The organism is Clostridium sp. OM05-6BH (assembly GCF_003481635.1).
Lineage (GTDB): Bacteria > Bacillota > Clostridia > Lachnospirales > Lachnospiraceae > Butyribacter.
On record NZ_QULH01000021.1, the window covers coordinates 1 to 11,746 of the forward strand.

At 38.4% G+C, this 11,746-nt stretch carries 15 protein-coding genes and 2 pseudogenes; 12 read left to right on the top strand and 5 right to left on the bottom strand.

Going from position 1 to position 11,746, the window contains the following annotated elements; all coding sequences use genetic code 11:
• Positions 1–673: 673 nt before the first annotated feature.
• From DXB73_RS12350 to DXB73_RS12370, 4 genes are all read right to left on the bottom strand, one after another.
• A complete protein-coding gene (locus DXB73_RS12350) occupies positions 674–1,030 on the bottom strand; it encodes a hypothetical protein (protein WP_118691350.1) in 357 nt (118 codons plus the stop codon).
• A 40-nt stretch (positions 1,031–1,070) separates the two neighbouring features.
• Positions 1,071–1,808: a helix-turn-helix transcriptional regulator gene (locus DXB73_RS12355; protein WP_243104138.1), complete on the bottom strand. Its 738-nt coding sequence runs from the start codon at positions 1,806–1,808 to the stop codon at positions 1,071–1,073.
• Positions 1,809–2,222: 414 nt separating this feature from the next.
• The gene (locus tag DXB73_RS12365) at positions 2,223–3,374 is read right to left on the bottom strand and encodes an IS91 family transposase (protein ID WP_118691351.1); all 1,152 of its coding nucleotides are present in this window, start codon (positions 3,372–3,374) and stop codon (positions 2,223–2,225) included.
• The gene (locus DXB73_RS12370; protein WP_118691352.1) at positions 3,367–4,218 is read right to left on the bottom strand and encodes a tyrosine-type recombinase/integrase; all 852 of its coding nucleotides are present in this window, start codon (positions 4,216–4,218) and stop codon (positions 3,367–3,369) included. The genes DXB73_RS12365 and DXB73_RS12370 overlap by 8 nt, the downstream gene beginning before the upstream one ends.
• Positions 4,219–4,506: 288 nt before the next feature.
• On the opposite strand from DXB73_RS12370, the gene DXB73_RS12375 reads away from it, so the two are divergent.
• Positions 4,507–5,109 (top strand): Type 1 glutamine amidotransferase-like domain-containing protein, encoded by a 603-nt coding sequence (locus tag DXB73_RS12375; protein ID WP_021651673.1) that lies wholly within the window; start codon positions 4,507–4,509, stop codon positions 5,107–5,109.
• Positions 5,110–5,219: 110 nt separating this feature from the next.
• On the opposite strand, the gene DXB73_RS12380 is transcribed toward DXB73_RS12375, so the two are convergent.
• Positions 5,220–5,573, bottom strand: a complete 354-nt coding sequence (locus tag DXB73_RS12380) for a cupin domain-containing protein (RefSeq protein WP_118691353.1) — start codon at positions 5,571–5,573, stop codon at positions 5,220–5,222.
• Positions 5,574–5,715: 142 nt separating this feature from the next.
• On the opposite strand from DXB73_RS12380, the gene DXB73_RS12385 reads away from it, so the two are divergent.
• The 11 genes and pseudogenes from DXB73_RS12385 to DXB73_RS12430 all read left to right on the top strand — a co-directional run bounded on the left by DXB73_RS12385 (position 5,716) and on the right by DXB73_RS12430 (position 11,439).
• The gene (locus tag DXB73_RS12385) at positions 5,716–6,048 is read left to right on the top strand and encodes a helix-turn-helix domain-containing protein (protein ID WP_008373705.1); all 333 of its coding nucleotides are present in this window, start codon (positions 5,716–5,718) and stop codon (positions 6,046–6,048) included.
• Between the two features lie 143 nt (positions 6,049–6,191).
• On the top strand, positions 6,192–6,629 hold the full coding sequence (locus DXB73_RS12390; protein ID WP_004853467.1) for a radical SAM mobile pair system MarR family transcriptional regulator: 438 nt from the start codon (positions 6,192–6,194) through the stop codon (positions 6,627–6,629).
• Positions 6,626–7,315: a radical SAM mobile pair protein A gene (locus DXB73_RS12395; protein WP_118691354.1), complete on the top strand. Its 690-nt coding sequence runs from the start codon at positions 6,626–6,628 to the stop codon at positions 7,313–7,315. Before DXB73_RS12390 ends, DXB73_RS12395 begins: the two co-directional genes overlap by 4 nt.
• Positions 7,303–8,211, top strand: a pseudogene (locus DXB73_RS12400) (radical SAM mobile pair protein B). The gene DXB73_RS12395 and the pseudogene DXB73_RS12400 overlap by 13 nt, the downstream one beginning before the upstream one ends.
• Before the next feature lie 89 nt (positions 8,212–8,300).
• On the top strand, positions 8,301–8,570 hold the full coding sequence (locus DXB73_RS12405; RefSeq protein WP_118691355.1) for a hypothetical protein: 270 nt from the start codon (positions 8,301–8,303) through the stop codon (positions 8,568–8,570).
• Between the two features lie 81 nt (positions 8,571–8,651).
• Positions 8,652–9,489 (top strand): annotated as a pseudogene (locus tag DXB73_RS12410) (tyrosine-type recombinase/integrase).
• Positions 9,490–9,564: 75 nt separating this feature from the next.
• A complete protein-coding gene (locus DXB73_RS12415) occupies positions 9,565–9,867 on the top strand; it encodes a type II toxin-antitoxin system RelB/DinJ family antitoxin (protein WP_176694763.1) in 303 nt (100 codons plus the stop codon).
• Positions 9,867–10,187, top strand: a complete 321-nt coding sequence (locus DXB73_RS12420; RefSeq protein ID WP_015553868.1) for a type II toxin-antitoxin system RelE/ParE family toxin — start codon at positions 9,867–9,869, stop codon at positions 10,185–10,187. Before DXB73_RS12415 ends, DXB73_RS12420 begins: the two co-directional genes overlap by 1 nt.
• 131 nt (positions 10,188–10,318) lie before the next feature.
• A complete protein-coding gene (locus tag DXB73_RS12425) occupies positions 10,319–10,903 on the top strand; it encodes a helix-turn-helix transcriptional regulator (protein ID WP_118691356.1) in 585 nt (194 codons plus the stop codon).
• 127 nt (positions 10,904–11,030) lie between these two features.
• Positions 11,031–11,198 (top strand): hypothetical protein, encoded by a 168-nt coding sequence (locus DXB73_RS14605; protein ID WP_182448340.1) that lies wholly within the window; start codon positions 11,031–11,033, stop codon positions 11,196–11,198.
• Between the two features lie 34 nt (positions 11,199–11,232).
• On the top strand, positions 11,233–11,439 hold the full coding sequence (locus tag DXB73_RS12430; RefSeq protein ID WP_118508065.1) for a hypothetical protein: 207 nt from the start codon (positions 11,233–11,235) through the stop codon (positions 11,437–11,439).
• Positions 11,440–11,746 lie beyond the last annotated feature (307 nt).

The window sequence follows — 11,746 nt, forward strand, 5'->3', positions numbered from 1 at the left end:
AGTGTATGGTATAATATCAGAGAGGAATCATATATAAAAGGGTTCAACTTCCGGTTTTTAAGGCAGGATACATCGGAGTTGACCGAACTCTTTAGATTGTTAGATGCTTCTTGTACATAAGGTAAGAAGATGAGAACTGAAATGAATTTAACTATTGGAAGTGAGAGGGTATCTACAATATATATTGTTAATCTTCCCATTTAAGAACATTTAATAATTGTTATAGACTATCATAAAAAATACCGTCAACCCTTGAAAATACTATATTTAAGCAAGTTAATTCTACTTCGTTCATTACGTCATTTTATATCGTTTCCCTCATGATTGCAAGTGCTGATAAGGGCAAAAATGAGGGAAAGAAAAAACTATAATATCAGATAACAAATAATGTAAAGGTAATTGAACTGAAAGATATGCTTAAATTTCAGAATACTAGGAGTTGATGATATAAATTTTATTTCCGCAAGTAATAATATGTACTTGGCAATAAACAATTCGCTTGATATATGCAATCCATCGGACACCAATGGCTTTGCTTTATCTAAATAATGGAATGCAGATATTTATTTATTATTAAGATAGTTTATATATTTAAGAAAATAAAAAATGCTTAGAATCTTTTTCTCTTGATTTTAAGCATTTTTGTTATCCTCTATACAAATCGGGAAATTGACTACTGATATATTCCTAAAAATGATGTTATTTTTCCATAAGTGTATTCGCCATCTATCAGTCCAAATTCAGGGTCATAATATTTACCGTCATACAACAGCGTCCAATGCGTGTAACCTGCATTTGTATGCACTGTTAAAATAGAATACTCATATGGCACAGGATTTTTCTTTGAAATACGTGTATTTTTTTCAGCATGTTTCACCCCATAAAAATCCAATATTTCAATCAGTTGACCTATACTCGTAGGTCCGTTTGTTTTCATATCTTTCATTACTTCCTCTATATCTTTACTTGTAATCATTGCAATACATGCCTGACCACAGGTTTCAAAAGTGGGCTGCATAACCAGTTCCATTTTATCTTCTCCTTCCTAATTCTATTGTTGACTGTCATCATTACGAGAAATTTGTAAAGCTATCTGTCCTTGAAACACTGTCCACATGAATATATACATCCATGCAGGTAATCCCTTCTTTTTCATATACATGCTCAAAGCAGGATAAGATATCCTTCTTTGGCTTTTCGCGAAACCCATTTGCCTGTAAAAACTCCATTATTTTTTTATAGGCATTTGGAATACGCCCTGAAGCCGCTGCAAAGGGATCATGTATTGTAATTACCGCATAATCCGCTTCATTCTGAACAGCAAACTCCACGCCCGGACAACTTGTTTCAAATCCTTCCGGTAAAATATAAGCTGCTACATATCCACGAAGACCAAACCTGTTTTGCAGTTCGGATATAGCAAAGGGAAAATCCCATCCGATTCTCATTGCATCCGGCTGAAAATCCAGCAGACCAGACCGTCTAGCCCAATTTTCCATATAGAAATTTACATCATCTTCCGGATTTGGCGTAAGCATCACATATCTCGCCATCTTAAACGCGTTTACCTTTTTTACTATGATTTCCGAATAAACCTCGTCACGAGTATGCATATCTTCTTTGACCAAAGCATCCAATTTGCAGGAGAACACATCACTTAAAGCAACCAGTTTATTCAATTCGGGGATAATTTCATCTGTTTCCCATTTGGATATTGTCTGACGGGAAACAGACATCATCTCCGCTAACTGCTCTTGTGTAATCTTCTTTTGTTTTCTCAAGTATTGAATATTTTTTCCTAAACTCATAGAATTTTCCTCCCAAGCTCATATGTTGATGAAACCGTAGTTTTATGTTACCATAACCATTAAGGAAAAAACACCAATTTAAAAACGCAACTCCAGCGAGAATTGTCAACTGGAAGTTTACATTGTTTCTGTCAAATTCTTTAGGTTAGAATCGATGATGGTGTAAACGAAAAAGCAGTTTTGACATTCCAGTGAACTGCCCTTTCGTTTACATCATTTTCGATTTGACCTAATTGAACAAAGTGAGCGTCCGGGCAGCCATTGCCTATGGACTTTCAATCCTTTGTTCTTACACAAAATTATACCCGATTCGTTATGTAAAAGCCAGAAGAATTATGCTTTTCTAAATAAATAGGCATGACAACAAAACCTCAAATTCTGGGGTTTCAGAAAAACATATAAAAGAACAGGATTTTAACATCTTTGCGGGATTCGGAGCTGTGGTTTTCCTAGGTGTCCACCGCAGGATTTACATACACAAATGTTTATTCCATAAAGATGTTTTAATATTTCCGACATTTCTTTTCCACGAATCCTTGAAAGATATTTCTTACATCCGAGGAGATTTCTGCATAACGGCAGTTTCTTGTTTTTCGTACGCGAACACAATAAACCATAATGCCGGATTCTTACAAAACGCTTTGGCGGCACATGCATCAGAAAACGCCGGATAAATTCAACACCCGAAATCGTCAGTGTTTTCCATTGGCCTTTGTTATTATAATCTTTTACAGAAAAAGTAACCGTTTTTTCATCCATACAGATAATACGGTGGTTGCTGACTGCAATCCGATGGGTATATTTTCCAAGATAATCGATCACTGACCGGGCTCCGTTAAAGGTTTTCTTACAATAGGGGATCCATTCTTTATTGTAGCAGGAATCAAGGAGTCCCTTGAATGTATAATAGTTACGATACTTTTCAGCAGTCCCATGGAATTTCAGCTTGTCCGCAGCCCGCAGTTTCTTCAATTCATCCATGTATTTCCCGCGAAAAACTTTGGAAATGACCCGTATGGGAAGAAAAAAATCAGTTCCGTTATCTTTCCATTCATTTTTTGCGGTCAGCCCGCCTCCGAGCAGGATTGTATGGATATGAGGGTGAAAGTTCATCTCAGATCCCCATGTATGGAGGATGCAGATAAAACCTGTAGAAACTCCAAGATGTGCAGGATCAGCCGACAATTCCCTGATTGTAGCAGAAGCCGCATGGTACATTGCATCATATAAGAGTTTCTGGTTACTGTAGATCAGTGGATTCAAAATATCAGGAACAGTGAATACCAGATGAAAGTAAGGGGCATCAAGTACATCTTCCCTGCGTGCATCCATCCACATTTCTTTTGGAACAGCCTGGCACATGGGACAGCATCGATTGCGGCAGGAATTATAATGGATCTGTACCGCACCACAATCTTCACATACACTGACATTAGCACCATAAGCTCCGGTTTTACAGTTTAGGATGTTTGTAGCAGTTTTGGTCTGAATTGTAGAAGGCGAATACTTTTCAAGAAATGTCGGATAAAAATGCCGGAAAATATCCTGAACAGTAGATTTATTCATGAACCACACCTTCTTTCCGGTCAAATGGACTTTGGATCCCCATAAGAGATTTATTGCTGACATGAAGATAAACTTCTGTTGATTTGGGATCACGATGTCCGAGCAATGCCTGGATACTTTGCCGTGCCACCCCTTGTTCCATCAGATGGGTTGCAAAGCTATGCCTGAGGGAATGTGGCGTTATCCCTTTTGGCAGTTCGGCATCGGATACCGCACGGCGCATTACCTGTTCCAAGGTACTGACTGTCAGATAATCGCCAGTAAACCTGCTTGGGAACAGGATTCCCCGGGGACGCCCTTTTTCAAACCAGTATTGTGTAAGGATATCCAGACATCTTTGGGAAAGGATCGTATAACGGTCCATACGGTTCTTTGTATCCCTGATATGTATCTGCATCTTTGAACGGGAAATATCATCATAATGAAGATGGATCACTTCGGAAACACGCATTCCGGAAGAATACATGACTGCGAACATTGCCTTATATTTGATATCGTCAATGGCATCCAGCAGACGATCAACTTCATCCGGAGTTAATACTGCCGGAAGTTTATGCTCCCGGATCATGCGTGGAACCGTGATCTCATCCCAAAGGATATGCAGGACATTCCGGTAGAAAAAACGAACAGCAGAATTGTAAAGATTTAAAGTGGATGCTTTAAGTCCCTCGTCCTTTTTTGCCAGGAGAGATTCCCTGACGTCCTGACAGGTAAGTTCTTCGGGGTCTTTATTTTGGTATCTCAGGAAATAAGAAACATAGTTTTTATAACAGTTGATGGAATGTTCTTTGAGGTTGCGGACTTTTCCGGCTTCCTCAAGCTGTTCCAAATATTTTTTGTACATAATAAAACCCTCCATGTAAAATCAGTAGTTATCGTAAACACTGCTTTGTATGGAGGTGCATTTGGGTCATAAAACCGCTTGCAAACCAAGCGGAAGGGTGGTATTCTTTTCATAGGCAGTGGAAAGGTCGATCCTGTTTGATTGTTTGGTGTCGTAACTTAACAATACTACTTTTAGGACTGGCTTTCCACTGTTTTATTATCAAAAACATAAAATCGCTATGCCACAGCCTTGGCAGGCCATCGCGCAGCGATTTTGTTCAATCGGGATTTATAAAGGAGAATATTGATGAAACTATTTTTATGTTCGCATTTTTCAAGTGTAGGAAGTCTGATAAAGGAAGAAATTGAAAATAAGAAAGTCGCATTTATTCCAACAGCTTCGCTGCGTGAAGGCTACACCGGTTATGTCGGCTCGGCTCGAAAATTATTCAAAAAGTTGGGAGCAATCGTAACTGAAATTGATATTTCAACGGAGGCTTATTCAACGATACAGTCTGTTTTTGAAGATGCAGATGTGATATATTTTACCGGCGGAAATTCTTTTTTTCTTATGGACCGGCTCCGTAAAACGGGAACTGATGGGCTGCTGAAAAAGGAATTGGCAAATGGAAAATTGATGATCGGCGAGTCGGCAGGCGCAATTATATGCGCTCCAAGCATCCAATATATCCAGCAAATGGATGAAAAGCCGGAGGACTACTCACAAGAAGATGATGCAGGGCTTGATTTGATTGATTTCTATGTTCTTCCGCATTATCTTACAGCACCATTTAAGAAAGTTACCGAGAAAATAATGACTGAGTTTTCGGATTTGAATCTATGCCCAATTAACAACCGTCAGGGAATTGTAATTGACGGTGAAGGTTCAAAGGTTATTTGCAAAGACTAATTTGAAAATTCTTGTTTGAAAAATTGAGAAAACGTAATATTGAACAAAAAAGAAATGCACAGTTCTTAGCTTATCGTGAACTGTGCATTTTTGTAAATAAATACTTTTAATTAGCCGATTACGGCATCCTCTGCTGTAAAATGTTCCAGAGAATTTTCTTTTACCTGAATACAGATATAAGTAATTCCAGAAATATCGGATGCAAAAAACTGACGCTTTGCAGTAGGTGCGATTTTTAGCCAGTCTCCAGTTGAAAGGCTAATTTCTTCTCCATCAATTACGGCTTTGCCGTTACCTGAAAGAATTCCATAGATTTCTTCATTTTCTTTATGAGAATGAACAAATGGGACATTTGCTCCTGCAGGTAGTTCGTTTAAACTGATTTCTGCACCTGTTAAAGACAACTTTTCATGCAGCTCAATTCGGTTTTCCTTTCCAATAGTTGTTTTTGTGTAATTTGCCATAATAATACCTCCATAGTTAATTTGTAGTTTCTGGTTGCTTGGTATTAGTATAGTGTGAGACACATACAAAAACAAGTACGCACCTTTTTGTAACTGTACACTCAAAAATGAATGTGTTACAATAGACTCGGAGGTGAGAATTATGCGAGCAAAAGAAGAATTACCGGAATGCCCAGTTGCAACAGCAGTATCTCTTATCGGAGGAAAATGGAAACTGCTGATTTTGCGTAACTTGAAAGAGCGTCCATGGAGATTCAATGAGTTACAACGAAGTATAGATGGTATTTCACAAAAGGTTTTGACAGATAGTTTAAGACAAATGATGAGTGATGGGCTGGCATATCGCCACGATTACCATGAGCAGCCACCGAGAGTTGAATACGGCTTAACGGAACTCGGAACAAAAATGCTTCCAATTGTTAATTCACTTGCTGACTTTGGTAACTACTATAAATCAATTATTGAACAGAATTAAGGACGTTAGTATTTGAAAAGCTTGAACAATTCAAGTTTGGAGAATCGAAAAAAACGGAATTTACCTATTAGGACATATAAACTGTTGACAATAAAGCTCCTATATAGTATGTTTTTGGTAAACTACTATATAGGAGCTTTTGTATGGAAATGAATGGAGGATTTCTTGTCACCAAAATAAAACAGCTTGGAGACCGGATTTTCGAGAAGATTCTCAGTGAAAAGAATATTGATGCGTTTAATGGAGCTCAGGGACGTATTCTTTATGTGCTGTGGCAGGAGGATGGTATCTCAATCAGGTCACTCTCGACTAAATGCGGATTAGCGATAACATCTCTTACTACGATGCTGGAAAGAATGGAAAATCAAGGGCTGATAAGCCGTGTTCAGTCTGAAACGGACAAAAGGAAAACACTCCTGTTTCTGACTGAGAAAGCACATGCCTTAAAGGGCGAGTACGATTCTGTATCTGATGAGATGGGCAGTATTTACTACAAAGGTTTTTCAGAGGAAGAAATTACCCGGTTTGAGGAATGTCTCGACCGCATCAGAAAGAATCTTGAGGAGTGGCAGAAGTCATGAGTATTTGTATCAAAGATCTGATTCAGAACATGAATATCGTCATTGGCTGCACAGTGGGGTGTACATATTGCTATGCCCACAATAACGTGAAACGCTGGCATATGATTGATGACTTCGCTGACCCTGAATTCTTTCCGGGTAAGCTTAAGATGATGGAAAAGAAACGTCCGCAGAACTTTCTTCTTACCGGCATGAGCGATCTCTCCGGATGGAAGCCGGAATGGAGAGACGAGGTATTTGTAAAGATCCGTGAAAATCCGCAGCATCAGTTCCTGTTCCTTACCAAGCGACCTGATTTGCTGGATTTTGATACCGATTTGGAAAACGCATGGTTTGGCGTTACGGTGACGAGGAAAGCAGAACTGTGGCGTATCGATGCTCTTCGGAAAAACGTCAGAGCAAAACATTACCATGTTACCTTTGAGCCGTTATTCGACGATCCCGGCACAGTTGACCTTTCCGGAATCAATTGGATCGTTGTCGGCACCATGACCGGAGCTCAGAGCAGGAAGATTCATACGGAACCGGAATGGGCATGGTCTCTGACGGACCAGGCACATAAGCTCGGCATTCCGGTGTTTATGAAGGAAGACCTTGTCCCTGTCATAGGGGATGAAAATATGATTCAGGAAATGCCGGAAGAATTTAATAAAGTGTTAGAGGTACAGAAATCATGGAAGAAGTAATGAATGGAATCCTCATTCGTGAGGTGGAAACAAAGAACATCATGACTAAGTCTAGTCTGCCGGTAGGCGGTTACTCGGTCAATCCCTATGTGGGCTGTACACATGCCTGCAAGTATTGCTATGCTTCTTTTATGAAGCGCTTTACCGGGCACAAGGAGGAATGGGGCACTTTCCTTGATGTGAAGCATTGGCCGGAAATTAAAAATCCGAAGAAATATGCCGGACAGCGGGTGGTCATCGGTTCTGTGACAGATGGCTACAATCCACAGGAGGAGCAATTCGGGAATACCAGAAAACTTCTGGAGCAGCTGATCGGCAGTGACGCAGATATTCTGATCTGCACAAAGTCGGATCTTGTGGTACGGGATATTGATCTGTTGAAGAAGCTTGGACGTGTAACCGTTTCATGGTCGATCAACACACTAGATGAAAATTTCAAGAACGATATGGATTCTGCTTCGAGCATTGAGCACCGTATCGCTGCTATGAAGCAGGTATATGAGGCAGGTATCCGTACAGTCTGTTTCGTATCCCCGGTATTCCCCGGTATCACGGATTTTGAAGCAATCTTTGAGCGGGTAAAGAATCAGTGCGATCTGTTCTGACTCGAAAATCTCAATCTTCGAGGCGGTTTCAAAAAGACAATTATGGATTATATCGCCGGAAAATATCCTGATCTTGTACCACTTTACGACGAGATCTATAACAAGCATAATCGCAGCTACTTTGAAGCACTTGAAGTAAAAGCTGAGAAAATGGCTAAGAAGTATGATTGTGCCTTTGTGGATAATGAAATGCCTTATGGCAGAGTCCCGCAGGGGCATCCGGTGATCGTAGATTATTTCTATCATGAGGAAATCCGTGGGACAGAGAATACCGGAAAAAGAAATCGCTAAATTTGGATTTATAGGGATGCTGTGAAATCGGAAAGTTGTGGAGTTGTACATACAGTTCAATTGAATTATGATTTGGGAGGAGAGATAGAGTGAAAAAATTTTTTTCTCCACTTATGGCTATTCTTTCAATTGTTTCACCTATTTGTATAGTTGGAATAATGTGTATGATTGAAACTGAAATTATTGAAGCAGTTATTAGTGGATTGGTGCTTGGTTGTATGGTTGGGAGTGTGTTCAGTATAATCTTTTGGGTTACCAATAAATATAAGAATAAAATTTTAAGAATAATATCATTAATCCCATTAGTATTTGTTGGATTATATTCATTGTTGTTTATTCTATATTTGGCGTATAAGTAGATAAGTGCAAATTTCAGTAATACGCTCTGTTGATGTGCTGATTTTTCTACGATATACTCCTTCAAAAAGGAGTGTGATCTTATGGGTAGAGAAATTTATGACATCATCAATGACATGGCAGAAGTATTAAATGCATCGCAGATGCAGAAACTACAAGAGGTGTTGGTAAAACGGTTATCTGAAAATACTGTATCTGATTATTTGCAGACAACGAATATGGACTTTCTAGATATGTTTTTAACTGCAAAGCATTTAGAAGGGTGTTCTGACAAAACAATACGCTATTATAGGTGTAATATTGAAAAGATGCTGGATACAATAAATATTCCGGTCATAAAGATAACGACCGAGATGCTACGAAAATATCTTGTAGAGTATCAAACGATAAATAATTGTGGAAAAGTAACTATTGATAATATTCGTAGATGAGAAAATAGAAATTTTTAGAGATAATTGTAATAATCTGCGTGATAGGGCAATGATTGATTTTCTGCTTTCAACAGGAATTAGAGTAGGCGAATTGGTAAGGCTGAACATTGATGATATAGATTTCTCTGAGCGGGAATGCGTGGTTCATGGCAAAGGAGACAAAGAGAGGAAAGCATATTTTGATGCTAAGACCAAAATTCATTTGTTGAATTATATTGAATCAAGGACAGATAATAATATAGCGTTATTTGTGTCGTTAAACAAACCACACAGTAGACTTACTGAAAGCGGTGTGGAGTTACGATTACGAGAAATGGGTAAGAAGTTAGGTGTAGAAAAGGTACACCCACATAAGTTCAGAAGGACTATGGCCACCAGAGCAATTGAGAAAGGTATGCCGATTGAACAGGTACAGAAAATTCTGGGACATGAGCAAATAGATACAACGCTCAGATATGCAATGGTTAATCAAAACAATGTGAAGCTATAGCATCGAAAATATATTTCATAGATTGACTTGTAACGCAAAAGACGTTACAATAAAAGAAAGATGGAGGTGTATTCTATGGGAAAAACAGCAACATTAAATATAAGAGTAAATCCAGATGTAAAAGAAAATGCAGAAAGTGTATTGGCACAATTAGGGATACCAATGGCTACTGCTATAGATATGTATTTAAAACAAATATCATTAGTAGGAGGAATTCCCTTTTCTATTGTATTACCAAAAGCAGCTAATTCAGTGAATGCAGATATGATGTCTGCTACACAGATTCATCAAAAGTTAGAAAAAGGATATGCCGATATAGAGAAAGGAAATGTTGAGGATGCAGCTAGTGCGTTTGTGGCATTTAGAGAGAGGCATTAATGAAGCAATATAAGGTAGAGATTACAAAAGAAGCTTTGCAGGATATGGAAGATATATACAATTATATTGCTATAGATTTGCTTGCTCCGGATAATGCAATGGGGCAATATAATCGTATTGCTGATGAAATACTTACATTAGACACTTTCCCAGAACGATTTAGGATTATGGATTCTGAGCCGGAAAAGAGAATGGAGTTGCGTAGAATGCTCGTCGATAATTATTCAGTGTTTTACACAATCCGTGACGAAAGGGTAATTGTAACGGATGTGTTATATACGGCATCTGATATAGAAGCACGTTTGAGAGGCGAGCTATAAAAGCACGCGTTTATTTGAATTTTACGCACTGTAAAATACTTTTGACATGGCTAAAATGGACAATGTAAAAGCATTTTGATAGACCAAAATTTCTTTTTTGATTAAAGTGGGTTATGAAGGAGGTGACAAAGATGGAACTTAGCAAGCAGATAAAAAAATATCGAACAGAGACAAATTTATCGCAAGAGGAGTTGGCAGATAAAATTTATGTTTCAAGACAAACTATATCAAATTGGGAAAATGAAAAAAATTATCCTGATATTAAAAGTTTAGTGCTTATGAGTGAAGTCTTTCAGGTATCTCTTGATAATTTAGTCAAAGGAGATTTAGAAAGAATGAAAAAAGAAATTGACACACAGGAATATGCAAAATTTCAAAAGGATAGCACTATTTTTACCGTATTATTTATTGCTTTGCTGATAGTACCTATACCGCTTGTAATGTTATGGAAGTGGTTTGGAATGGCATTGTATTTATGTTTGTTTGGAATAGGAATGTATTTTGCTGTCAGAATTGAAAAGTACAAGAAGAAATATGATATTCAGACTTTTAAAGAAATTGTTGCATTTACTGACGGGAAGAGTTTGGATGAAATTGAAAAAGCAAGGGAAGAAGGCAAAAGGCCATATCAAAAAGCTCTCTTGGTAGCTGGTTCAGCGGCATTGACTGTTATAATTGCACTTATAATGACTGCTGTAATGAGATTATTCTCTTGAGAACACGAAAATTTCAGTTTCATGTTGCTTTTAATAATTGAATATTGAATGATTTTACATAGCCGTTAAGGAGCAATTTTTGCTCCCTAGCGGCTTATTTTATTTTTTAAAGTAGGAGGTGAGAAAATTGAAAATTAGAAAGGTTGATGACAAACCGATGGTCATTCACACCAAGGAGAAAGCCAAGATTTATGCCCACGAACTGAAGGAAGCTAAGATTAAAGGCAGCAACATCTATACAGTAGAGAGAGGTCCTAAGACAGCTGGTGCAAGTACAAATGTTGCGTGTTGGTAATAGCAATTTTGTATGGTAGAGGAGTTGAACTGAATTGGAGAAGAATTGGAGTACAGTGCAGTTGCATTGCAGAGAATGTAATGCGAGGATGATGGATTATACCTTGTGTCAGGACGATGACCGGATCGTCTTGCAAGGCATCACGATCAAATGCAACCGCTGCAAACGGGTAATGATGTTGAAGAAATATACAGAAGGCATGATACGGAAGCGTGCCGACAAAGGTGTGTTCCGTATCTGACAGATCTGGGATCTGTTACATAGAAACAAAATGACAATTAAATGAACAGCCCACCTGATAAGGGCACATCAGAGATGATGGAAGCACCAGAGACGCAGGGGAAAGATAACCAGTAGATAACTGGCTTTCCTTTGCGTCTTTTTGCGTGGTTCAGGGAGCGGAAAATTCAAAAATAATTTTTCATCATCTTACTTCTGGCTATCGAGATGGCTGGAAAGGATGAAGAATTATGATGATTTACGATATGGTAGCAAGTGGAAAGAGATTAAAGGAATTAAGAAAACAGGCAGGAAAGACGCAGGAGCAG